The organism is Amycolatopsis sp. A133, from assembly GCF_031082405.1.
In the GTDB taxonomy this organism is placed as follows: domain Bacteria; phylum Actinomycetota; class Actinomycetes; order Mycobacteriales; family Pseudonocardiaceae; genus Amycolatopsis.
Map to the genome: position 1 here is coordinate 189676 of NZ_JAVHJU010000043.1, position 22367 is coordinate 212042.

The 22367-nt window shown below is 69.4% G+C and carries 23 protein-coding genes; 6 read left to right on the plus strand and 17 right to left on the minus strand.

What is annotated here, in order from left to right; genetic code table 11:
* Window positions 1–94 precede the first annotated feature (94 nt).
* The 9 genes from Q5425_RS27925 to Q5425_RS27965 all read right to left on the minus strand — a co-directional run bounded on the left by Q5425_RS27925 (window position 95) and on the right by Q5425_RS27965 (window position 8957).
* The gene (locus Q5425_RS27925) at window positions 95–754 is read right to left on the minus strand and encodes a response regulator transcription factor (protein ID WP_308675292.1); all 660 of its coding nucleotides are present in this window, start codon (window positions 752–754) and stop codon (window positions 95–97) included.
* Window positions 751–1869, minus strand: a complete 1119-nt coding sequence (locus Q5425_RS27930) for a histidine kinase (RefSeq protein WP_308675293.1) — start codon at window positions 1867–1869, stop codon at window positions 751–753. Before Q5425_RS27930 ends, Q5425_RS27925 begins: the two co-directional genes overlap by 4 nt.
* A 71-nt stretch (window positions 1870–1940) precedes the next feature.
* Window positions 1941–2768 carry an ABC transporter permease gene (locus Q5425_RS27935; protein ID WP_308675294.1) on the minus strand — a complete coding sequence of 276 codons (828 nt, stop codon included), beginning with the start codon at window positions 2766–2768 and terminating at the stop codon, window positions 1941–1943.
* The gene (locus Q5425_RS27940) at window positions 2768–3694 is read right to left on the minus strand and encodes an ABC transporter ATP-binding protein (RefSeq protein WP_308675295.1); all 927 of its coding nucleotides are present in this window, start codon (window positions 3692–3694) and stop codon (window positions 2768–2770) included. Before Q5425_RS27940 ends, Q5425_RS27935 begins: the two co-directional genes overlap by 1 nt.
* A 412-nt stretch (window positions 3695–4106) precedes the next feature.
* The gene (locus tag Q5425_RS27945) at window positions 4107–4913 is read right to left on the minus strand and encodes a helix-turn-helix transcriptional regulator (RefSeq protein ID WP_308675296.1); all 807 of its coding nucleotides are present in this window, start codon (window positions 4911–4913) and stop codon (window positions 4107–4109) included.
* Window positions 4906–5475: a carboxymuconolactone decarboxylase family protein gene (locus tag Q5425_RS27950; protein ID WP_308675297.1), complete on the minus strand. Its 570-nt coding sequence runs from the start codon at window positions 5473–5475 to the stop codon at window positions 4906–4908. Before Q5425_RS27950 ends, Q5425_RS27945 begins: the two co-directional genes overlap by 8 nt.
* A gap of 820 nt (window positions 5476–6295) precedes the next feature.
* Window positions 6296–7192, minus strand: coding sequence for an epoxide hydrolase (locus tag Q5425_RS27955; protein WP_308675356.1), 897 nt, complete (start codon window positions 7190–7192; stop codon window positions 6296–6298).
* Between the two features lie 30 nt (window positions 7193–7222).
* On the minus strand, window positions 7223–7918 hold the full coding sequence (locus Q5425_RS27960; protein ID WP_308675298.1) for an alpha/beta hydrolase: 696 nt from the start codon (window positions 7916–7918) through the stop codon (window positions 7223–7225).
* Between the two features lie 88 nt (window positions 7919–8006).
* A complete protein-coding gene (locus Q5425_RS27965) occupies window positions 8007–8957 on the minus strand; it encodes a helix-turn-helix domain-containing protein (protein ID WP_308675299.1) in 951 nt (316 codons plus the stop codon).
* 195 nt (window positions 8958–9152) lie between these two features.
* Between Q5425_RS27965 and Q5425_RS27970 the strand changes: the two genes are divergently transcribed.
* Together Q5425_RS27970 and Q5425_RS27975 are read left to right on the plus strand one after the other, a co-directional pair.
* Window positions 9153–9461 (plus strand): hypothetical protein, encoded by a 309-nt coding sequence (locus tag Q5425_RS27970; RefSeq protein ID WP_308675300.1) that lies wholly within the window; start codon window positions 9153–9155, stop codon window positions 9459–9461.
* Window positions 9458–10774, plus strand: a complete 1317-nt coding sequence (locus Q5425_RS27975; protein WP_308675301.1) for a DUF4474 domain-containing protein — start codon at window positions 9458–9460, stop codon at window positions 10772–10774. Before Q5425_RS27970 ends, Q5425_RS27975 begins: the two co-directional genes overlap by 4 nt.
* Window positions 10775–10777: 3 nt before the next feature.
* Here the strand turns inward: Q5425_RS27975 and Q5425_RS27980 are convergent, their stop codons facing one another.
* The 4 genes from Q5425_RS27980 to Q5425_RS27995 all read right to left on the minus strand — a co-directional run bounded on the left by Q5425_RS27980 (window position 10778) and on the right by Q5425_RS27995 (window position 13272).
* Window positions 10778–10960 (minus strand): hypothetical protein, encoded by a 183-nt coding sequence (locus tag Q5425_RS27980; RefSeq protein ID WP_308675302.1) that lies wholly within the window; start codon window positions 10958–10960, stop codon window positions 10778–10780.
* A 190-nt stretch (window positions 10961–11150) separates the two neighbouring features.
* Window positions 11151–11612: a nitroreductase/quinone reductase family protein gene (locus tag Q5425_RS27985; RefSeq protein ID WP_308675303.1), complete on the minus strand. Its 462-nt coding sequence runs from the start codon at window positions 11610–11612 to the stop codon at window positions 11151–11153.
* 57 nt (window positions 11613–11669) lie between these two features.
* Window positions 11670–12671, minus strand: a complete 1002-nt coding sequence (locus Q5425_RS27990; RefSeq protein WP_308675304.1) for a zinc-binding alcohol dehydrogenase family protein — start codon at window positions 12669–12671, stop codon at window positions 11670–11672.
* A gap of 4 nt (window positions 12672–12675) precedes the next feature.
* Window positions 12676–13272 carry an NAD(P)-binding domain-containing protein gene (locus tag Q5425_RS27995; RefSeq protein WP_308675305.1) on the minus strand — a complete coding sequence of 199 codons (597 nt, stop codon included), beginning with the start codon at window positions 13270–13272 and terminating at the stop codon, window positions 12676–12678.
* Between the two features lie 148 nt (window positions 13273–13420).
* Here Q5425_RS27995 and Q5425_RS28000 point away from each other — a divergent pair, with 148 nt between their 5' ends.
* Both Q5425_RS28000 and Q5425_RS28005 read left to right on the plus strand, forming a co-directional pair.
* Complete coding sequence (locus Q5425_RS28000; RefSeq protein WP_308675306.1) at window positions 13421–14032, plus strand: TetR/AcrR family transcriptional regulator; 612 nt, start codon at window positions 13421–13423, stop codon at window positions 14030–14032.
* 240 nt (window positions 14033–14272) lie between these two features.
* Window positions 14273–15226, plus strand: coding sequence for a DUF6461 domain-containing protein (locus tag Q5425_RS28005; protein WP_308675307.1), 954 nt, complete (start codon window positions 14273–14275; stop codon window positions 15224–15226).
* Window positions 15227–15593: 367 nt separating this feature from the next.
* On the opposite strand, the gene Q5425_RS28010 is transcribed toward Q5425_RS28005, so the two are convergent.
* Window positions 15594–16211: an RICIN domain-containing protein gene (locus Q5425_RS28010; RefSeq protein WP_308675308.1), complete on the minus strand. Its 618-nt coding sequence runs from the start codon at window positions 16209–16211 to the stop codon at window positions 15594–15596.
* 73 nt (window positions 16212–16284) lie between these two features.
* Here Q5425_RS28010 and Q5425_RS28015 point away from each other — a divergent pair, with 73 nt between their 5' ends.
* Window positions 16285–16485 carry a hypothetical protein gene (locus Q5425_RS28015; RefSeq protein ID WP_308675309.1) on the plus strand — a complete coding sequence of 67 codons (201 nt, stop codon included), beginning with the start codon at window positions 16285–16287 and terminating at the stop codon, window positions 16483–16485.
* Window positions 16486–16507: 22 nt separating this feature from the next.
* Here the strand turns inward: Q5425_RS28015 and Q5425_RS28020 are convergent, their stop codons facing one another.
* A complete protein-coding gene (locus Q5425_RS28020; RefSeq protein ID WP_308675310.1) occupies window positions 16508–17278 on the minus strand; it encodes a class I SAM-dependent methyltransferase in 771 nt (256 codons plus the stop codon).
* A 125-nt stretch (window positions 17279–17403) separates the two neighbouring features.
* A complete protein-coding gene (locus Q5425_RS28025; protein WP_308675311.1) occupies window positions 17404–17559 on the minus strand; it encodes a hypothetical protein in 156 nt (51 codons plus the stop codon).
* 456 nt (window positions 17560–18015) lie between these two features.
* Here Q5425_RS28025 and Q5425_RS28030 point away from each other — a divergent pair, with 456 nt between their 5' ends.
* A complete protein-coding gene (locus Q5425_RS28030) occupies window positions 18016–21297 on the plus strand; it encodes a BTAD domain-containing putative transcriptional regulator (RefSeq protein WP_308675312.1) in 3282 nt (1093 codons plus the stop codon).
* A 6-nt stretch (window positions 21298–21303) separates the two neighbouring features.
* On the opposite strand, the gene Q5425_RS28035 is transcribed toward Q5425_RS28030, so the two are convergent.
* Window positions 21304–22293 carry a winged helix-turn-helix domain-containing protein gene (locus tag Q5425_RS28035; protein WP_308675313.1) on the minus strand — a complete coding sequence of 330 codons (990 nt, stop codon included), beginning with the start codon at window positions 22291–22293 and terminating at the stop codon, window positions 21304–21306.
* Between the last annotated feature and the right edge of the window lie 74 nt (window positions 22294–22367).

Sequence of the window (22367 nt, forward strand, 5' to 3'; positions counted from 1 at the left end):
ACGCGATTGCATCGACGCTGTCGGTGCTAGTCCCCCCGGTCGGCTTGGCGGTGCCAATCCCACAATCCTTCGACAAGAACCGCGCGGTCAGACCTCAGACCTGCACAAGACCGGTTTGGTAAGCGATGACGACCAGCTGGGCCCGGTCGTGGGCGTGGAGCTTCATCATCGCCCGGTTCACGTGGGTCTTCACGGTGAGCGGCGACACGAACCACCGCGTCGCGATGGCGTCGTTCGTCAGGCCCTGCGCGACCAAGACCACCACCTCGCGCTCGCGCTGGGTCAGCACGCTCAGCCTTTCGACGTCGGCTTCGGAGACCGGAGCGCCGGATCGCAGCTTGCCGATGAGCAACCTGGTGGCGGTCTGCGTCAGGGGCGCGTCCCCGGCGACGACCGCGCGGATGGCGGTCAGGAGCTCGTCCGGTTCCAGGCCCTTGCCGAGGAACCCGCTGGCGCCGGCCCGGATGGCGCGCACGACGTGGTCGTCCACCTCGAACGTGGTGAGGATGAGTACCTTGACCCCGGCGAGGTCTTCGTCGGCGACGATCTGCCGCGTTGCCTCCAGCCCGTCCATTTCCGGCATCCGGATGTCCATCAGCACGACATCGGCGCGGGTACTGCGCAGCAGGCTCAGCGCCTCCCGGCCGTCTCCGGCTTCACCGACGACCTCGAGGTCGGGTGCCGCGTCGATGAGCACCCGGAAGCCGGCGCGGATGAGCGCCTGGTCGTCGGCCAGCAGCACGCGAATGCTCATGCCTCGTCTCCTTCGTGGTAGGGCAAGCTGACGTGGACGCGGAAGAGCCCTCCTCCGCCGGCGCCCGCCCGGACCGTGCCGCCCACCGCGCCGGTGCGCTCGGACATGCCCACCAGCCCGAGCCCGGTGCCGGGAACGCGTCCCCCGGTCCGGACGGCGTTGACGACCTCGAGCACCAGCGCGGACGTCGTGTAAGTCACCGACAGGTGCGCCGTTCCGGTGCCGTGCCGGTGCGCGTTCGTCAAGGCCTCTTGCACCACGCGGTACGCGACCAGATCGACCGTCTCGGGGAGCGGCCGGGACTCCCCCGCGGACGTCCACTTCAGATCCAGGCCCGAAGCGCGGAACAACTCGACCAGCGACGAGAACTGGGCCACTCCCGGCGCAGGCTCGGTCGGTGACACCGGATCGTCCGGCCGGCGCAGCACCCCCAGCAGGCCACGCAGTTCGTCCAGCACCGCGCGACCCGAGCGGCGGACGTGGGTGAGCGCCGCACGCGCGGCTTCGGGCCGGTCTCCGACGAGTTGCTCGGCCGCCGCGGCCTGCACGGTGATCACCGCGATGTGGTGCGCGACGATGTCGTGCAGCTCGCGCGCGATGTGGAGCCGTTCCTCCGCCACTCGACGACGTGCCTCTTCCTCGCGGGTGCGTTCGGCGCGGATGGCGCGGTCCTCCACCGCCTTGATGTAGGCGCGGCGGCTGCGCACGGCTTCACCGACCGCGCCCGCCATCCCGACCAGAGCGAACTTCGCGACGCCCTCCTGGGTGGCGTCGGACGTCGGGGGCAGCACGAGGACGATCCCGACGACCAGCAGCAGGACGACCGGTACCGCGGACCGGAGCGTCGTCCACCGGTCGGTCCGGGCGGCGACCGTGTACGTCGCCACCATCACCGGTACCAGGAACGGCTCCAAATCCGCGCCCGACTTCACCGCCGGCAGGAGACCCGCCCCCGTGACCACCAATGTCCACAAAGGCCACTTACGGCGCACGGCCAGCACCGCGGTGACGACGGTCAGCAGGACGAACACAGCCGGCGTCTGCAGCTCGGCGCCGGCGTCGGGCCGGTTGACCGTGCTGACCACGAACAACGCGGACGCGCCGAAGGCGTCCACGAGGGTCGGATTCCGTCGGGCGAACGAACGGATCCGGCCGAGCGTGGACGCCTCCGGCCCCGGGGACGCGGTCATACGTCGCGGCGGCGCAGCAGCAAAGCGGCGGCCAGCAGGGGAACGACCACCCAAGCCGCGAAGACGGCGGCGCCGGCTCCCGCACCCAGGAGGTTCGGGGCCGGGGTGATGGCGGCGAACGCGTCACTGGCGTTCGACGGGAGGAACTTCAGCACGTCGTCCCGCCAGGACGCCGGCAGCACCAGGCTGCCCAGTCCCGGCACGATGAAGACCAGGCCGACCAGCGCCGAGATCGCGCCCGCCGTGTTCCGCATGAGCGCACCCAGCGCCAGCCCCAGGAGGGCCACACCGGTCATCGTCACCGCGGACCCGAGCAACGCACCGGGAACACCGGTGTCGCCGATCGCCGCCGCGGGGTGACCGTTGCCCTTCATGAACGACTGCCCCGAGAAGAAGACCACGAGCGCGGCCGCCAGCATGGCGGGGAACACCGTGCCCGCGACGACCACGACCTTGCCGGCGAGGACCGGAACCCGCGACGGCACACCGGTCACCGTTGACCTGATCATTCCGGTCGAGTACTCGCTGGAGATGTTCAGCACCCCCAGCACACCGACGACCAGCTGGGCGAACATCCCACCCGACAGCGTGATGCCGGTCGGATCGGTCACGCCGTTGACGCCGTCGCTGTCGCTGCCGAACGTCGCGGCGAAGATCAGCCCGATGGCGATCATGATGACCGCCGCCGATGCGAGCGTCAGCGCGCTCGAACGCAGCGAGCGCAGCTTCACCCATTCACTGCGAAGGACCCCCGCGAACGTCAGGCGGGTAGCCACTTCGTGCGGGACCGGCACGGCCGGGGTCTCGATCGTCGTCGTGCTCATCAGGCGGCCCTTCCGATCGAGGTGGTGGTCCTACCCTGATATTCGACGGCGTCGCGGGTGAGTTCCGTATAGGCCTCTTCCAACGACGCGCTCTGCGGCGTGAGCTCGCACAACGGCACACCCGCTTGCAACGCCTGCAGTCCGATCGCCTCGGCGGAAATCCCCGTCACGTGGAGCAAACCGCCTTCGACCGAGGTGATCGTCGCTCCCCGCCGCCGCAGCACGTCGGTCAGCGCGTCCGGGCGCGGCGTGCTGACGCGAACGCCGTGATCGGCCGAAGCGATGAGGTCAGCCACCGACACGTCGGCGACGAGCCGGCCGCGCCCGAGGATGATCAGGTGTTCGGCCGTCAGTGCCATTTCGCTCATCAGGTGCGAGGAGACGAATACCGTGCGGCCCTCCGCGGCCAGTCCCTTCAGCAGGTGCCGGATCCACTTGATGCCGTCCGGGTCCAGGCCGTTGACCGGCTCGTCGAGCATCACCGTCTGCGGATTCCCGAGAAGGGCCACCGCGATGCCCAGCCGCTGTCCCATGCCCAGGGAGAAGTTGCCGGCCCGCTTGCGCCCCACCTCCGCCAACCCGACGGTTTCCAGTACCTCATCGACCCTTTTCGCCTTGATACCGTGGGTGGCTCCGAGAGCGAGCAAGTGGTCCCGCGCCGAGCGACCGGGGTGGATGGCCTTGGCCTCCAGCAGCGCACCGATCTCCCGCAGGGGCGCCCGATGGCGGACGTAGGCTTTGCCGTTGATCCTCGTCGTCCCCGAAGTCGGCGCGTCCAGCCCCATCAGAACGCGCATCGTCGTCGACTTGCCGGCGCCGTTCGGCCCCAGGAATCCGGTCACCACGCCGGGTTTCACCTCGAACGTCAGTCCGTCGACAGCTTTCTTGGACCCATAATGTTTTTTGAGGCTTTCGACTTCGATCATCGGTTCTCCTAGTCTTGTCTCCGTCCGCTGAAGAATCACAGCTCGAACAGAAAAGCTCATCCTCCGGACGCAGGCAAAGCGCGTACCGCACCCGCAGTATCCATGGGCGCCGTACGCCCCCGCGGTCCGCGATCTGGTCCAGCAAGCCTGAAGCACCCGACCACCCGGCCTTGGCCGGCGACACGCCGCTTTACCACGGTAAAGCCGAATCTCCCGCACCGTCAAATGCAATGCGGTAACTCGTCAGTTTACCGAGACGCATTCGGTGCTGCACCCGGAACGCGTGCGAATGCAGCGAAGCACGCGTGCTTACCCGCAATGCCCACAAGTTCCCAAAGAAAGTTGCTCACCTATTCGAAGACTGCAGAACATCGTGACGATCCAGGTGGCCGCGTCGTGAGCGGCCACCCGGTCACTTCCCGCCCGACCCGGCCAGTTCGCGAGCGTGTTCCCGGGTCTCGTCGTCCATCGGGAAAAAACACTCGATGCGCAACTCCTGCAGCGTCACGTCCTGCGGTGTGCCCAGTGTGGTCACCGTGGAGAAGTAGTCGAACCGCCGGCGGTCACGCTCGTACCGGATCGGCACGATCGGGAGAACGGGAGCCGTCGCGTCCACGACCCGCAAGTGCGACGGTACTCCCGGGTAGCCCAGGACTTCACCGAGGATCCTCTGCGCCCGCTCGTCGAGAACACCCCCGATCGCCTCTCGCCTGGCCCGCCGGACCAGGGCTTCGGCGACCTCCGGCCAGTTCGTCACGTGGCGCCGCACGCCGTCCGGGTGGAACATCCGGCGGAGCACGTTCGCCGGTCCTGGCGGCTGCTCCGCCTGTCCGTCCCGGAGGAAGGCGAAGAACCGCCGGGCCGCGGTGTTGGTGTGCCGGATGTCCCAGCTGCGGTCCATCACCAGGGCCGGGAACGGTTCCTGCTGGGTGAGGATGGCCTCCAGCGCTTCTCGCACCGCGGCCAGAGATGGTGCGTCCAAGGCGGACTCCGGGTATTCCGGCGAGAATCCGGCACTGAGCAGGAGCGTGTTGCGCTCCCGCAACGGAACGTCGAGTACCTCCGCGAGCTTCAGCACCATGGCGCGGCTCGGGTTCGCCCGGCCCGTTTCCACAAAACTCAGGTGACGGACCGACACGGCGGCTTCGGCGGCCAGCGCCAGCTGGCTCAGCCGCCGGGCGCCGCGCCAGTGTTTCAGCAAGGGACCTACGTCAGGCACCTGCCGAGTATCCCGTCTTCCAGGCGTGGGGCACCACGGCGTCCTCCAGCGGCGGCCAGGCGAGGTTGGCCGTGTAGTTCGTCATCGCCGAGATCGCCACCGCGGTGATGACCTCGAAGACCTGCTCCTCGGCGAAACCCGCCGCCTTGAACGCCTGCACCTCGGCATCGTCGACGTGACCCCGCTTCTCGATCAGCGACCGGGTGAACGCCGACAGCGCCGCCATCCGCTCGTTCGCGGGGACCTTGCCCTGGCGGATCGCCTCGACCACGGCCGGCTCGACGCCGTCCTGGAGCGACTCCAGCGTGTGGAACGCCACCGCCCACTCGCTGCGGTTGGCGACCGCGTTCGACAGCAGCAGGACTTGCCGCTCGTCCGGACCGAACGTGCCGCAGCGCCGGAAGTGACCGAAGGCCGAGAAGAAGGTGTTGATCAGCGCCGGCGAGTTCGCCATGAGCCCTGCACCGGCGGGAACGAAGCCGAAGGCGCTTTCGAGAACCTCGAGCGGCTCCTTGGCGGCTTCGGCGGCGGTCTCGGCAGTGTGGATCTGGTAACCGGTCATGGCTTGGAGTCTGCAGCACCCGGCGCACCGAACCAATTCCCTCCGAGGTAAACATCGCCGAGCGGCACATCACCTACGAGCGAGCGGGTCCGTCCGATGGGGTTCCGGTCATCCTGCTCCGCGGTTTTCCCTACGACGTGCGTGCGTTCGACGAAGTCGCGCCGCGCTTGGCGGCACGGAACGCGCTGGTGCTCGCCCCTTCCTCCGGGGGTTCGGCGCGACGTCGTCGACGGCTGCAACGTCCAAGACATCGCCGGCGCCGGCGAACCCACCAGACCGGAGTGGGAGCAGACCTCCTGGTACCAGTTCTACTTCCATTCGGAGCGTGGACGTCGTGGACTCGAGCGCTACCGCGAAGAACTCTGCGCACTGCTGTGGCGCACCTGGTCGCCGACGTGGCAAGGGGCCGTCGAGGCGTTTCCGGCGAGCGCCCCGAGTTTTCACAATGCCGACTTCGTCGACGTAGTCATCCACTCCTACCGGCACCGCTACGGTCTCGTCGAGGGCGATCCGCGCTATCAGCGGACCGAAGACCTTCTCGCCGATCACCGTTCCCACCATCATGCTGGAAACGGGCGCCGACGGACTGCTCGGACCGAGTTCGTCCGGCGACCGCGCCCACTTCACCGGGCCGTACGAACACCGGCTCATGGAAGGTGCCGGACACAACCCTGCCCAGGAAGCGCCGGAGGAATTCGCTGGCGCGGTAGCGGCACTCCTCCGGCGCGGGATCAGATGACCTCCGATCGCACCTCAAGGAAACATCGAGGTCCGGCGCCGGTCAGGTCCGGCCATTCGCCCCACAAGACGGTTTCCGCGTTCAACGCAGAGCGCGAAAGAAGGCTCGCATGTCCTCCGCGACGAGCCGGGGCTCCTCCCACTCGAGGAAGTGCCCGCCGCGGCCGACCGCGGTCCAGCGGTCGATCCTCGAGAACCGTTCGATCCATTCCCTTGGTGTCGGGAACATGTCCTTCGAGGACATGAGGTGGGCCGTCGGAACGTCCCACTCGGCGTCCTGCCGGTAGTCGGACTCGCCGTAGAGCCGCATCGACGGCCCGATCGTCTGCGTGAACCAGTAGACGCTGATGTTCGTCAGCAGCTGGTCCTTGGTGAACCGGCGTTCGACATCCCCGTCGCAGTCGCTCCACCGGCGGAACTTTTCCACGATCCACGACGCCAGCCCGGCCGGGGAGTCGTTGAGCGACGTGGCCAGGGTCTGCGGCTTGGTCGCCTGGATCGCGACCGTCCTCGGGTGCAGCATGGCCAGCGCTTCGGCGACGCTCGCGCCGAAATCGCTGCCCCGGACCGCGTACCGCTCATACCCGAGCACCCGCGTCATCAGCTCGTGGAAGAGGTGTGCCATCCGCATTTCGGTCGTGCCGGGCGTCGCGGGCGCCTCGGAAAACCCGAATCCGGGGAGTGATCCGACGACGACGTCGAACGCGTCGGCCGAAGCTCCTCCGTGCCCGGCGGACGCGGCGAGCAACGGCAGCCCGCCGGCGTCGGCCTTCTGGTGGACGTAGTGGAGGCGCAGCCCGTCGACCACGCTCCGGAAGTGCGGGAACGCGTTCAACCGGCGCTCCTCGCCTCGCCAGTCGAACGTTTCCGCCCAGTATCCGACCAACTCACGCAGGTACTCGGGATCCGCACCTTCGAGGTGACCGGACCATCGGGTGTGGCGCAGATCGGGACCCGCGCTTCCGCAAACTCGTTGCAGGGGGAAGCAAGAGCCGGCCGGACCGAGCCGTCAGCCCGCCGCGCTGAGGATCGTTTCGGCGACCACATCCGGGCGCACCAGCGGAACGGCGTGCGTGGAGTCGACTTCCACGACGGTGGAGCCGGCCCGCTCGGCCATCCACCGCTGCGCCTCGGCGGGAATGGAACTGTCGCGAGTGGACACGACCGCCCACGACGGCAGGCCGTGCCAGCTGGCGGCGTTCGCGAAGCTGCCTTCCAGCGTAACGGGGCTGAAGGGCTTCTGGGCGGCGGCGAGGATCTTCACGTCACGCGGGCCGGCGTCACCGGCGTAGACCTCACCGAACTTGTCCGGCCGGAGGTAGATCTCCGAGCCGCCCGGGGATTCGCGCACGACGAGGTTGTCCGGAATGAGCAGACTGCCGGGGAACTTCCCGTTGAGCGCGCCGGCCGTCTCCCCCGCGTCCTGCTGGAACGCGGTGACGAACACGAGCGACCGGACGTTTTCGGTCAGGGCACCGGGAGCGGAGATGACGGACCCGGCGTAGGAGTGGGCGGCGACCACGAGCGGTCCGGTGAGCGTGGCCAGGAACTGCTTGAGGTAGGCGACGTCGCCGTCGAAGTCGCGCATGGGCAGGGACGGCGCGATGACGGTGTGTCCGGCGTCCTGCAAGCGCGCCGAGACCCGGCGCCAGACCGAAGCATCGGTCAGGGCGCCGTGGACGAGGACGAAGGTCTGCTGGTTCATGCCCTTGATTCCACCTTGGGCACCCCTCGGCGGACAGTGGCAGTTCTGCCACCGATCGAAACCTTCCCGCCAACGGCGTCGACCGCCGTCAGACGCGGCCGAAGGTGAAGGACTTCCGGTGCTCGCGAGGTGAAAGGTTGGTCGCCCGCCGGAACTGCACCCGCAGGTTGGTCGCCGTGCCGAAGCCGACGCGACGCGCGATGTCCTCGATGGACAGTTCCGAGGTCTCCAGCAGCTCCTTGGCGCGCGCGATGCGCTGGTCGCGAAGCCAGGCCAACGGCGGCACACCGATCTTCTCGCGGAAACGGCGGTGGAACGTCCGCTCCGACATGGCGAACCGGGTGGCCACCTCCTTCACCGAGAGGGTCTGCTGCAGGGAAACGAGCATCCACTGCTGTGCCCACGCGATGACGTCGTCGCCGGGAGGGACGACCGCCTTTTCCACGAACTGCTGCTGACCGTCCGTCGGGCGCGGCGCCATGACGATGCGCCGCGCGACGTGCCGCGCGGCCGCGGGCCCCAGGTCCGCGTTGAGCAGGTGCAGGCAAAGATCCACACCGGCGGTGACGCCACCCGAAGTGAGGACCGACGCGGTGCCGGCCACGAGCACCGACTGGTCGACGGTGAGCGCGGGAAACCGCTCGGCGAGGTCGGCACACAGCGACCAGTGCGTGGTCACGGTCAGTCCGTCGAGGACGCCGGCCCGCGCCAAGGCGAACGCACCGGAGCAGATCGACACCATCCGGACGCCCCGCCGGTGCGCGCCGGCCAGCGCCCGCCTCAACGAACCGGGCAATTCACGCGCCACGGCGTCGGCGTAGCCGGGCACGACGATCGTGTCCGCCCCGGGCAGCAACTCCAACCCACCGTCCGGAACGACCGTGGTTCCGCCCGCCACCGGAACCGCACCGCCGCCGACGGACACGGTCACGAGGTCGTACGCCTCCGACGCCTCCCGGCCGAACACGTGGACCGGGATGGCGTAGTCGAGGGGCAGGACGTCCTCGAGCAGGACGACCACCATCCGGTGCCGGGTCATGGCGGTATTCTATCGATACGGCGTGATGCTGCCAGTGCTATCGAAGCGCGACGGCGGTGCGGTTCCCGCTCGGCGCTAAGCCCGACACGACCAGCGAGCAGATCGCATGAAAAAGCGGCGCCCGGGCGTCCGACCTGCGGCAAACTGTTACATTGCCCACGGGGGCTGTCACTCGGACGGCGGAGAGGGGTTCCGGTGGGTTTCGAGGTCGACGTCGCGGACATCAAGGCCGCGGCGGCCAAGCTCAGTGCGGGGACGTCGCCGACGCTGTCCATCGGCGGATCGCCGAACGTCGGGAGCACAGCGCGCGCCGCCGGCTTCGCCGGGGACTACGACGTCTGGCTGGCGACGCGCAAGGACGATCTGGACGCCGCGCAGCAACAGGTCGACAACCTGGTCGAAAGCATCCAGACGGCCGCGAAGAGCTATCACAGCACCGATTCCGGGGCCCGCGACGCCTTCCTGAAAGCGCTGGACAGCAGCTTCGAGAGGATCGACCGGTGACGGCGGTGTTCGACAAGATCTACGCGCTCGCCGACCAGGTGGAGAAGGGCAGCACCACCGAACTCGACGACCGCGCCCGGGCCTGCCGGGCCACCAAGGAAACCATCGCCGACACCAAAGCCCTCCTGGAGAGCGTGCGCGTCCAGCTGAGCGAGGCCTGGCAAGGCGGGGCCGGCGAAGCGGCGCTCACATCGCTGGAAGCGTTCAAGAAGAACCGCGACGACCAGGCCCAGGATCTCGAGGACTCGGCCAAGTCGTTCGAGACGATCCGTGACGCGCTGGCGAAGGCCCAGCAAGAAGCCCGCAACACGCGCGCCGACGCCCAGAGCCTCCAGAAGAAGCTCGACCACGGCTGGCACGGCTTCGGGATCCGCCAAGTCGACCTCGCCGTCGCCTGGGCGCAGGACAAGGCCGTCAAGGCCCAGGCCCTCGTCCTGCTGGCCGACCTGGAACGGGTGACCACCACCTACGACGCGATCCTGCTCATCGAGGGCAAGAAGCTGCGGTTCAAGACCGGTCAGGTGTGGGAGCTCGCGGGCTCCGAGAAGCGGAACCTCGCCGAGATCGGCGCGATTCTGCTCCGCGAAATACCCGGGCTCCTCGCGCTGCTGAAGAAGTACCCGGAACTGCGGGAGGCGCTGCTTCACCAGGACTGGAACAAGATCATGCAGAATCCCGAGGTCGCGCAGAAGATCTACGACTACCTCGGCTTCCGGTACAACGAGGAAGGCGGCTTCTTCACCACCGGCGAGCATTCGGTGCAGAGCTACCTGGGCTGGAAAGACCTCTACGACAAGCTCGGGGAGGCTTTCGGGATGGAACTCGACGAAACCGGCGAAGACGGCGACAACATGGAGTTCACCGACCCCGAGACCGGGAAGACGTACCGGCTGGAGTTGTGGAAGGGCAAGTACGCGAACCACGCGTTCGGTGGGGAAGTCGGCTTCTACACCAGCGACTCGCCGAACAACAACGGGCACTTCAACGCCGCCCAGGGTGACGATCAGATCAAGGTGACCCAGACGATCTACAACAAGGACACCAACCAGGTCTACTTCACCAACGACGGCCAGGGCGCCGACGGCACCGACAAGAAGCACTTCTGGAACCTGGCGATCCGCAACGACCCGAACGTGCAAGCCGGCGAGCTCCACCTCGCCCAGCGCGCCACGATCGAGGTGCGGGACGTCGGGATGCGCGACCGCATGTACGACGAGATGGTCCGGTACGCCGCCGCGCACCCCAAAGACAACCTCATCGTCACGAAGGGCTCCGACCAGCCGCCCACGCTGAGCTACGACTGGCGGAAGTGACCCCTACCGCGAGCCCACCGGCTTGAACTCGTACGGCTCGTCGTCCTCCGGCTGCGGCCGCCCCCGGCGAGCCGTGACCGGGTCGTTCAGGCCGGCGAACACACCGTCTACGTCGACCAAGGCGGCGACCTCGTCGGCGACGTGCTGGCCGTGCCGGTCTTCGATGTCTTCCAGGCCCGTGCGCAACGCCAGGGTGGCGGCGCTCCTGGCCCTGGTCCCGCAGCACGTTCGCCAGCTCCTCCGGCGTTTCGCCGGCACCCCGCCTCGAGTCGGTCATGCCCCCAGCCTAGACACCGGCTGCCACCCCTGACCGACTCGCGGCGTCGGCCGGCGGCGGGCGCCCGGGTGCGGGCCCGGGCGCCCGTGGTGAGCCCGGTCAGCTCTCGGCGGGTTCGAGCAGGATCAGCGGCACCTCGCGGTTGCCGGCCTCGACGGCCTGGGCGCGAAGGCCGGCGAAAAACGGGTAAAGCTCGTCGGTGTAGGCCAGCCAGTCCTCACGCTCCGCACCCTCGGCCACCCGGGCGATCATCAACCGGCGCTCCGGACCGTCCTGCAGCTGCACCGTCGGGTGCGCCACGAGGTTGTGGAACCAGGCCGGATGGCGAGCCTGGCCGCCGGCCGCTGCGCCGATGGCGTAGACGCCGTCGCGCTCGATGCGCATCAGGGCGACCTTGCGCAACTTGCCCGAACGGGCGCCACGCATGGTCACCACGACCACCGGGCCGGCCTCCATCGTCGCGCCTTCGCGGCCGTCGGTGCGCTCGTAGAGCTCGACCTGAGCGCGGGTCATCGCGTCGGCACTGGGGACGTACTCACCTTCGAGCAAATCTGTTGTCATTTCGGGCAATTCCTTTCGTTGAGGGCGGCTTTCACGCGCCGCCGTGGTTCACCGGCTCTAGCCGGTTACCTGGATCACGGTCTTTCCGATGGTCCGGCCGCTCTCGGCGAGGGCGTGCGCCGTCTTCATGGTCTCGGCGGTCAGGCCCTCGAGAACGGTGGTGACGATCGGGCGCAGCCGGCCCGCTGCGACGTCGTCCGCCGCCCGGGCGAGGATCCGGCCCTGGCTGCCGACGTCACCGCCGGCGACGATCTTGCTGAACACCATCTCGCTGTGCAGCGACAGCGACTTGCCCGCGAAGGCTCCGGGGTCGAAGGGGCCGGCGAGGTCGGTGGCGGCCAGGTGACCGAAGGGGCGCAGCACCTCGGCGATCGCTCCCAGGTGGCCACTGGTGCCCGAGGTCGAGAGCACCAGGTCGACGTGGTCGATCCCCGCCGCGCGGAGCTGTCCGGCCAGGTCACCGCGGTGGTCCACGACCAGGTCGGCGCCCATCGCCGCCGCCCACTTCCGCGACTCGGGCCGCGACGCGGTGCTGATCACGAAGGCCGGCGTCGTGGCCTTGAGCAGTTGCGTGGCCATCGACCCGACGCCGCCGGCTCCGCCGACGACGAGCACGCGGCCGACACCGGGCGGCAGCGCGTCCTGGTCGCGGAACAGCGATTCCCAGGCCGTGAGGACACCGATGGGCAGCGATGCGGCGTCGGTGAACGCGAGCCGGTCCGGGATCTTGGCCACCACCCGGTGGTCGACCGCGACGCGCTCGGCCCAGCTGCCGTCGCGGGTGAAGTCGCCGGTGCCCATCACCCGGTCCCCGACCGCGAACCCGGTGGCCGCCGGCCCGGCCGCGGCGACGACCCCGGCGAACTCCCAGCCGAGAACGACCCGGCCGCCGGGCTCGGCGCTGCGCGTCCGCCGGATCGCGGCTTCGCCCGGGTTGATGCCGATCGCCCGGACCTCGACCAGCAGGTCACCGTCCCGTGGCCGAGGTTCGGCGACTTCGGTCAGCGTGATGGCGAACGCGTCGAGCGCGTGTGCCTTCTCATAGGCCAAGGCTTTCATCGCTTCAGTCCTGCCTCAGGGCGTGCAGCGCCGAGAGCGGGCCGCCGATCTGCATCAGGCGGCCGCCGTCGCGCAGCGTCCCGGCGTCGACCGGCGCGAATCCGACGGCGTCGGCGACGGTGTGGAAATCCGCCTTGGCGGCCTCGTCGTCACCGGCGTAGAACAGCAGCTGCCGCCCTCCCGCCTGCCGGGGATCGGCGGCGATGTACTGGGCGTAGAGGGTGTTGAAGGCCTTGACCACACGCGCGCCCGGCGCACGATCGGCGACGAACTCACTCGCCGTCTCCACCCCGAGATCGGCGAGGGTCGGCCGCATCGACTCCAGGTTGTTGGTGGTGTCGACCAGGATGCGGCCACCCCACTCGGGCAGTCCGGTCAGCGCGGCACCGACCTGCGGCCACCTCACGGTGAGGAAGACCATGTCGGCGGCGGCCGCTTCCGCAGGTGTGCCGGCGCTCGCGAGCGGCCCCAGCCGGGTCACGACGTCGAGCAGCGTGTCCGGGCCGCGGCTGTTGCTGAGTGTCACCTGGTGGCCGGCCGCCACCAGGTGGCTCGCGATCGCCTGCGCAACCGTCCCGGCGCCGATGGTTCCGAAGTTCATGCCCGTCCCCTCAGTCTTCGATGACGTCCGACATCATTAATTATGATGGTACGCGTCATCATAAACTGTCAAGCGGGGCTCCTCCGTGGACACCCGGTTTGATGATGCGTATCATCGGAAGCGGTAGCTCGCCTGGAAGGTGGTCGACGTGCCCCGCATCACGCAAGAGCAGAAGCGGCTCAACCACGAGAAGATCGTCAACGCGGCCGGCGCGGGATTCCGGCTGCGCGGCATCGACGGCATCGGCATCGAGGAGCTGATGAAGTCGGCCGGCATGACGCACGGCGGGTTCTACAACCACTTCGCCTCGAAGGACGACCTCGCACTCGAAGTGCTCAACCAGGGCTTCACCGACTCGCTCGAGGCGCTCGACGCGATCCGCGAAGCGCATCCCCGCTCGGCGCGCGCGGCCCTGCACGACATGGTCGACGTGTACCTCAACGCCGAGCACCGCGACCACCCCGAGATCGGCTGCGCCTCGGCCGCCCTCGCCTCCGACGCCGGCCGCCACGGAGCCGCCGCCCAGGCCGAGTACCGACGTGGGCTTGACGGCTACTTCGCCACCATCACCGACATGCTCCTCGAACGCGCACGCCAGTCCGGCACCGAGCTCACTTCCGTCGAAGCCCGCGAGCGCGCCGTGGCGCTGTTCAGCCAGATGGTCGGCGCGCTGATCCTCGCCCGGGCAATCGCCGACGCCGCCCCGGACCTGTCGGACGAGGTTTTGGCGGTCAACCGCAGACGGCTCAAGAAGCTATAGCGACCGTTGCAGCCGCCGCCGTGCGCACGGGTGAACAGGGTTCGATTCGGGGCACCACCGGTTCGCCCGCCAATTCGGAATCGCGTCCACCGTGAGGTGCAGCGCCAAGTCGGCCCCGAACGCACAAATCCTCTGCCACCGGGCCCACGACGAGTGCGCACCGCTCCCGAACTGAACCACCATCACCCACCCGAACCACCGAGAACACGCTAGGCTCCGGCACGACTGAGAGGTGATCACGTGACTGTCGCTGACGATTTGGCGTGGGCGGACGCTTTTCCCGGTCAGGGCCCGACTCTGGGTGAGATCTTCTGTCTCACCTTCATCCGGGGCGTTGACGGCCCCGAGGCGTTGCGGCGGCTGGGCGGCCTGCCCGACACCACCGCGACCCGGACATGGTCGGACATCGGGGACCTGCACAACTTCGACGACGGCTATCCCGAGGTGGCGTCGGTACTGCCGCTGGGCACGTGGACCGTCGTGTTCGAACCGAATGGGTTCAACGGCTCGCACCTGACCCCCGTCGTGTCACGCGGAACCGAGGCGGTGTCCGTGCTGCGACACGACTACGCCTCTCCCACGTTCGCCTACGCGGTGGACGGCGAGCTGATCACCCACTTCGACCCCACCTTCCCCGCCTACCGGCACGGCGCCGATCCCGACCGCCTGCTCTCCCGCATGCACGACGTCGGTTTCACCACAACAGAAGACGACGAGGATGCGGACAACTTCACCGGCGACACTGGACGTTCCCTCCGGCTGATCGAACAGCTCACCGGCGTTCTTCCCACCTTCGAGGCCCTCACCGGCCCACTGACCAGCGCACATATCGAGCCCTGGTTCACCGAAGCACCCAAGCAACCGGCCGGCCGGCCCGGCCACGACGGACCCGTCGACGCCGCCACCGAAGTGCGGCGGCTCACCAACCTGCACGGCCTCACCGACACCCCAGGTCTCGCCGACGCACTCGCCGCGGTCGAACGGGGCGAACCCGTCACGGTCACCCCCGACAGCCCACTCGGCCGGCACGTCCGCATCTGGCTCACCGAGTCCCGGCGCGCCAGCTGGTCACTCAACGACCACGGAGGCCGGCACCGGATGACCGAACCCGAACGCCGCCGCGCGTTCGACCTCGGCTGGCTCGTCCGCGCGCTTGGCGCTGCTCTGCAACCCGAGCCCACACCAGCAGGCTGATCAACAAGCGCCCGGAGCTGAACACCAGCGAGCTGAGGAAGGGAGCAGAGTGCGTTCGATGCAGTGCAGCGTCGGTGGACACGTACCCGTGCTCCAGGAGCGCCGCCGCGGTGCGCCGCGTAGCGGGCCGGACGGTGCTGAAAGGTCACCGCCCGCCAGCTACGCAGCGACTGAATCCTCGACGAGGCACATCACAGCGCGGCCCCGTGCAGCTCATCCGGATCTTCGGATTGTGCGTGACCACCGCAGTCCGCTCCATGCAGGCCGCGCGCCCGGACCGCTTCCGGCTCGATCCCGCCCAGCCGTGAGCGCGACGAAGTGCCGACATCCGGGGGCGTGGTGAGAGGACGCCGGTGACCCGAACCGGTCAGATGTTGAGGTACCAACGCTGGTTGACGCGGTCCCAGTCGCAGGTGTGCAGGGTCAACTGGTCTTCGTGGCCCTCATAGGTCGCGCAGTTGCCCGTTTCTTCGTTCTTCAGCTGTTTCTGGTTGTGGTCGCCGCGGATGGTCCACCGCTGTCCCGGGTCGTCGCCGTTGCAATCCGCCCCGATGACCCGGCCGTGGTCGGCGGTGGCGCACAGGTCGGTTCCCGCGTTCTGGATGGTGCGGTTCCCCCAGAAGATCCAGTGCTGGTTGTCGCTGCCGTGGAAGTCCGCGGTGATGGTGGGCTCGCCGTCCCACCACGTCTGCTGCCACACCCGCTCCGTGCCGTTCGCGGACTCGATCACGTAATCGGCCGGGTCGACCTCGGCAGCGGCAGCAGCCGGCACGATCAGCGCCCCGGCAGCAGTGGCGGCGAACAGGGCGGTCAACGCGGTACGCATCAGCATGGTGTTCTCCTCGTCCTCTGGTTTCGGCACATCCAGTACAGCCCGGCCGGCCACGCGTGCGTAGACGTTGCACACCATCGAGACGACGGACCACCCACCCTCCGGGCGAATACCGGCAGCCACCACTCCCCGTGACCGATCTTGGCCGTCCACTACGGTCTCCTCGGCACAACGACCGTTCCGAAAGCGGGGCCCGCGCCCAAGGGGCTACCCTGACAAGTCCTCGATGCCCAGATCCAGCCGCAGGCGGTACACCCACGGCCGCACCCGAGCAGCCCAGCTGGGCACTCTGCATGAGCACACGAGGCTCGCACCCGTCGCGATCCTTGCCGAGACGCTCGGCGATCACCCGACGACCATCGAACGCCGCTCCATCGTGTCGGGCGCCACCTACGCCCAATACATCGGCGCGGATAGCGCGCCGTGATGCGTGTCCGTGAGCCCGCTGTCTATACCTTGCTCGCCACCACCATGTAGTTCTCGGCCTCAGGGTTGAACGTGCTCATTTCCGTCCGAAGTCCGACCCGGTGCAACTCGGCTTCGAGTTCGTCGTATCGGTAGGGCCAGCACGACAGCAGTTCCGAGCGGGCAAGAACCGACCCAGCCGCATCAACTTGCGCGACCGCAATCTCGATGTGGTGCTCCTCCTCCCAAAGCGGTGCAATGTCCCAGCGGTAGACCACGACGGCATCACGACCGTTCCGGCGGACGAGTCGGTCACCGATGTCCAGTCGGGAGCCTCTGGCCCTCACGAGTTCCCACGTGCGGGAAGTGAGCACCAAGCGCCCGCCACGGCGCAGAAGCCGTGACATCGACTCCAGAGCAGCAACCCTGCCTGTCGCGCCCACGGCATGGTGCAGCGAGTTGCCAACGCAGAACACCACGTCGAAGGTGGCGTCATCGAAATGGCCGGGCAACTCTTCCCAGTCCGCCCGCACCGTCCGGACAGATGCTCCGAACTCCACAGACAGCTCCGCAGTCCGACGAACCATCGCTTCGCTGGCGTCAGTTGCGACAACCTGCATCCCAAGACCGGCGAGGCCGACCGCCAACTGCCCGGTTCCGCACGAGCAATCGATGACGTGAGCGTTGGACGGCAGGAGACTGAGGACGTCATCGAACGACGCAGCGAACTCGGCCGGAGCCAGCTTCACATCGGAGATGAGCCACTCGTACACCTCGGCAAGCGCGTCATAACCCGTCACAACTACCTCCGTCACGCGGCAGACTCACGGTGGCACCTCAGTACATCAGGCGAGCAGGTCGGTTCACCAATGGTTTTGCAGGGGCAACCCGTCCGCTCATGCCGCGCCTCGATCAGCTCAGGTAGCAGTTGCAGGCCCACTCAGACATCACCCAAGCTGTCCATGATGGCCTGCATGCGGCGCATCTGCTTGGTGTTGTCCCGTTCGGCCACGGTGAGCGGAGCGGTGGAGCCGGTGGCGAGGCTGTACACGCGGATCTCGTAGTTACCGGTACCGGCGCGATCGGAGGAGAACATGGGTTCCCTGTCAAGCTGCCGCCCCGAGGGCGCCCAGTGCGGCTGGGTGACATTTGCAGGTCGCCGGTGAGTGGGAGCGCAACCCCGCCCGCCAGCGGCACCACCCGGATCGCGGCCACCACATCCATGGCCACCCACTCCCGATCAAGGAGCCCGGCTCACGGGAAGTCATCCGACACCCCAGGTTCCGTTCGCCGGAAGGCAAGCTCGCTGCCCCCAGCTGACCGGTACGCCGGGCACAACGCCCGGGTCACTTCTCGCCGGTACGGCAAGCCGGCGTGGCGGCATCGCCCGAAGCCACCGCCCCGCTCGTCGAAGGTCATGCGCCGGAGGGACCGGTATCGGCGTTTTGCCGTTCTGAAGCCGCCGTTCTGGCATTCTTGACGTCTTCGGGACAAAAGAACCGAAGCAGGCACCCGAGGGACGATGAGCGGACACCACCACGCACAGTCATCCGTGGACTCCCCCCTGCGCTTCCGGCTGCTCGGCCGTCTCGAAGTCCTCGATGACAGCGGCAGTCCGCTGACCATCACGCGGCGCAAAGTCCGGTCCCTGCTCGCGATCTTGCTCTTGAAAGCCAACTCGGCCGTGCCCACCGCCTCGCTCGTGGACCAGCTCTGGAACCACCGGCCACCCAAGTCCGCGCTGGCCAACCTGCAGTCCTACGTGTCCGAGCTGCGTCGCGTGCTGGGTGCCGCGGATGGGGGCGGGACGGATCGGCTGCGTACCCGCCAGGGTGGTTACCAGCTCGACGTCGGGGACGGAGAGCTCGATGCCACCCGGTTCACCCGGCTCGCCGAGCTGGGGGCCCGCCGGCTCGGCGAAGGCACGCCGGCCACGGCGGTCGAGCACCTCAGTGCCGCACTCGAACTCTGGCGCGGGCCGGTCCTCGACGGCCTGGAACCGCCCGCGCTGCTGCAGCCGGATCTCGAACAGCTCGACGAACTCCGCCTGAAGGCCGCCGAGGGACGCGCGCAGGCCTGGCTCGATTTGGGCTGCAACGACATCGCCGCCGCCGAACTGCGCTCGCTGACCGCCAAGACGCCGCTGCGGGAACGGCTGTGGGAGCTGCTGATGCTGGCGAACTACCGCGGCGGACGGACCGGCGAGGCGCTGGCCGTCTACCAGCGGGCCCGCACAGTGCTCGTCGAACAGCTCGGTGTCGAACCCGGGCCGGCGCTGCGCCGGGTCCAGCGCGCGGTCCTCGACGGCGACCCCTCGCTGGACCTGGTACCGGCGCTGCAGGGCCACGGCTGGATCCGCCCCCGGCAGCTGCCGCCGGACTCGGCGACCGTCATCGGCCGTGGCTCACAGCTGTCCGCACTGGACGAACTGCTGCTCCGGCACGACGGCCCCGGTGTGTTGCCGGTCGCCTTGGTCGTCGGGCCGGCCGGTGCGGGCAAGACCACGCTGGCCGTGCACTGGGCTCACCGCGTCACCGCTGCGTTTCCCGACGGCCAGCTGTTCGTCGACCTCCAGGGGCATTCGTCCACGCCGGCACTCGGTCGCCTCGAGGTCCTCACCCGGTTCCTGCACGCCCTCGGTGTCCCGCCCACCCGGGTGCCGTCCGATCCGGACGACGCCGCGGCGCTGTACCGGTCGCTGCTGTCGGCTCGGCGGCTCCTCGTCGTGCTCGACAACGCCGCCTCCGCCGACCAGGTCCGGGGGCTGCTGCCCGGGGGCCCGGGCTGTGCGGTCCTGATCACCAGCAGGCACCGGCTGGCCGGGGTGGAGACCACGCTCGGCGCCACCTCGGTGCGGGTGGGCGAGTTGTCGGCGGACGACTCCCTCACGTTGCTCACCGCCGTCGTCGGCCCGGACCGGATCGCGGCCGACGTCTCCGCGGCCCGGGAGCTGACCGAGTTGTGCGCCGGCCTTCCGCTGGCCCTGCGGATCGTCGCCGCCAACCTGGTGCTGTGGCCCGAACAGACCCTTGCCGACTACCGGGCGGAGCTGGTGGGTACCGGGCTGGTGGCGCGGCTCACCGTGCCGGGAGACGAGCGGCTGGGCCTCGGCAGCGCTTTCGACCTCTCCTACGACGCCGTCTCGCCGCCGGCCGCGAGGATGTTCTGCCTGCTCGGACTGGTGCCGGGAGCCGACATCAGCCTCCCCACCGCGGCGGCGGTCGCGGGATTCGACGCCGGAACGGCCCGGCAGGTGCTCCGGGAACTCGTCGCCGGTCACCTCGTGCAGTCCCGCGCCCCCGACCGCTTCGGAATGCACGACCTCCTGCGCGACTACGCGGCAGCACGCGCCCGGGAGCAGCTCAGCGGATCGGCCCGGGACGAGGCACTGCGCAGGCTGTTCACCCACTTCCTGCGGATCGCGGACCGCGCGGCCGCCGCCCTCTACCCCGACCTGCTGCGGCTCCCGGTCGACGAACCGCCGGCGCCGCCGCTCGATCCGGCCGAAGCACGGCAGTGGCTGCTCGCCGAGCACGCGAACATGCTGGCCGCGATCCGCTGGGCTGCCGAACACGGTCCCCTCCCCTACTCCTGGCGGCTCGCGGACGTCCTGCGGGGCTTCTTCCATTCGCACCGCCTGGACGCCGCCTGGGAGGCCGCGGCGAGCGCCGGGCTCGCGGCCGCGGAACGGGCGGGTGACCGGCACGCGATCGGTGCCATGCGGCACAGCCTGGGCGCGCTGGAGTGGAGCCGGGGCGCCTATCGCCGGGCGTTGACGGAACTCGAAGCCGCCAAGGAGTCCTACGAGGGCGGTGGGGCGCGCGAGGGCGTGGACTCGGTGCAGCACGCCCTCGGCGTCGTCCACCTCGATCTGGGGCGGCTCGACCGGGCCACCGAGCACTTCACGACCGCGCTCGCCGCGACCGAGGAGCGGGGTGCCGCCCTCCGCGTGGCCAACGGCCTGATCAACCTCGGTGCGGTTCTCATCGAACGCGGCCGCCTCGCCGAGGGCATCCGCCACAACCGGCGGGCGCTCGGCATCTGCCGCCGGCTCGGTTCTCCGCACGCCGCGGCCATCGCCTTGTGCAACCTGGGTTACGGCTACCGGGCCACCGGCGAACTGGATCGCGCGCTCGAAGTCCTCACCGAGGCCCGCAAGACGCTGGCCGGACTGGGTTCGCGCGACGACGAAGCGGACGTCCTGGTCCGGCTGGCGGCGGTGCACCACGCCTTCGGGAGCTTCGCCACCGCGCGTTCCTGCGCCCACGAGGCCCTGCGCGCCGCACGGGAGACCGGCAACCGCAGGTTCGAAGCCGACTCCCTGTGCACGCTCGGCGACGTCCACTCCGGCCTGGGTGGCGAGGACTCCGGCCACGGCCACTACCTCGAAGCGCTCCGCCTGGCGAACCGGATCGGTTATCGCCGGGGCGAGATCGTGGCGGCGCTGGGCCTGTCCGCCGCCGATCCCCAAGCCGCGACCGACTACGCGGCCGCCGCGCTGCGAACCGCCGAACGGGGCGGCTTCGGGCTGCTCGCCGGGCAGGCCCGGACACGTCTGGCGGAAGCGCTGCTCGCCGCCGGCGACCCGGCCGCGGCCGACGGCCACGCCTCGCGGGCGTTCGAGGAGCTGAGGGCGAGCGGGCACGTGCTCGGCCAGGCGCGCGCCCTCATCGTCCGCGGCACGATCCGGTCGGGCCGCGCCGACCCCGTGGGCGCCCGGGAGTACTGGCTCGCCGCCGGAGCCCTGCTCGGCCTCGAGCGCTCGACGCCGATCGCCGCCGAGCTGCGAGCGCTTTTGGCGACCGGGATCGGTGTCCAGCCTGGCTGCGGGTGACACGCCCTAGGAAGCGCTCACCGTGAGCAACGCGGAGCCGAACGTGGTCGGCCGGTGCCGGGCAGCGCCGCCGACGCGATCGGTGACGATCAACCCCGAATCGCGCAGCACGGTGGCGTGCTGGCTCGCCCCGGCGGGTGAGATCCCCAGCTCGACCGCGACCTCGGTCGTGGAGACCAGCGGTCTGGCGCAGATGGCTTCCAGCACTGCGGCCCGGGTCCGGCCCAGCAGTGCCGTCGCGCCCCGGACCGGGGCGATCCCGGTGAACCAGCCGGGGCGCCGGTCGATCGGGTAGACGAGCACCGGCTGGCGGCCGGCGTCGAGCAGCGTGACCGGTGACTGCCAGCAGAACAGCGACGGGACGAGCAGCAGACCACGGCCGCCCAGGTGCAGGTGCTGGTCCACCGGGTACTCCACCTCGAGCACCGGGGACTGCCACCGCACCTGCGGGTGCAGCGTGGACAGCATGGCCTCGATCCCGCCGTCGAGCACGATCTCGCCGCGCTGCAACCGGTCCGCGCGTGCCTGGCCGACGATGGCGGGCCAGTACGGCTGGACCGCGACCGAGAAGTACCGCCGGACCGCGGCACCGAGTTCGTGCAGGGCCGCCGGTTCACCCGCCGCGAGCGACGACGCCCAGGACGGCAGGGGCCGGGCCGCGGCCAGCTCGGTGAGATCGGCGGCCAGGAGCGGACGAGGGGTGCTGAGGACGTCCTCGAGTGCGGTCTCGAGGTCGGTCGCGCCCGCCCCCGGGGTCAGGAAGTCGACCGAATAGCCTCGGGGCGGGGCCAGGGTGAGCAGCAGCCCCGCCGAACGGTCCAGCCGCTGCCGGACCCAGGACCGCCACTCGCCGAACACCGGCTGCCCGGTGCCGCCCTGCAGCAGGTGCAGGCTGAGCAAGGTCTCCCACAGCGGATCCGGTGAGTGCTGGACGCGGGTGCGGGCCAGATCGTCGGTCTCGAAGTGAATGTGCAGAGTTTTCCGGTGTTCCCCCATGGCCGGAGATGATCACGAAGTGAGCCATGCCGGCGCCACACACGGGTGTATGGCGCGCCGGGAGGGGTGACCGC

Excerpts from the sequence above, each read along its gene's own strand:
- Q5425_RS27965 (WP_308675299.1), bottom strand. The coding sequence starts at position 8,957 with ATGACCCGGCACCGGATGGTGGTCGTCCTGCTCGAGGACGTCCTGCCC.
- Q5425_RS27950 (WP_308675297.1), bottom strand. The coding sequence starts at position 5,475 with ATGACCGGTTACCAGATCCACACTGCCGAGACCGCCGCCGAAGCCGCC.
- Q5425_RS27960 (WP_308675298.1), bottom strand. The coding sequence starts at position 7,918 with ATGAACCAGCAGACCTTCGTCCTCGTCCACGGCGCCCTGACCGATGCT.
- Q5425_RS27940 (WP_308675295.1), bottom strand. The coding sequence starts at position 3,694 with ATGATCGAAGTCGAAAGCCTCAAAAAACATTATGGGTCCAAGAAAGCT.
- Q5425_RS27990 (WP_308675304.1), bottom strand. The coding sequence starts at position 12,671 with ATGAAAGCCTTGGCCTATGAGAAGGCACACGCGCTCGACGCGTTCGCC.
- Q5425_RS28035 (WP_308675313.1), bottom strand. The coding sequence starts at position 22,293 with ATGGGGGAACACCGGAAAACTCTGCACATTCACTTCGAGACCGACGAT.
- Q5425_RS27935 (WP_308675294.1), bottom strand. The coding sequence starts at position 2,768 with ATGAGCACGACGACGATCGAGACCCCGGCCGTGCCGGTCCCGCACGAA.
- Q5425_RS28025 (WP_308675311.1), bottom strand. The coding sequence starts at position 17,559 with ATGTTCTCCTCCGATCGCGCCGGTACCGGTAACTACGAGATCCGCGTG.
- Q5425_RS27925 (WP_308675292.1), bottom strand. The coding sequence starts at position 754 with ATGAGCATTCGCGTGCTGCTGGCCGACGACCAGGCGCTCATCCGCGCC.
- Q5425_RS27995 (WP_308675305.1), bottom strand. The coding sequence starts at position 13,272 with ATGAACTTCGGAACCATCGGCGCCGGGACGGTTGCGCAGGCGATCGCG.
- Q5425_RS27985 (WP_308675303.1), bottom strand. The coding sequence starts at position 11,612 with ATGACAACAGATTTGCTCGAAGGTGAGTACGTCCCCAGTGCCGACGCG.
- Q5425_RS28015 (WP_308675309.1), top strand. The coding sequence starts at position 16,285 with ATGCCCAGATCCAGCCGCAGGCGGTACACCCACGGCCGCACCCGAGCA.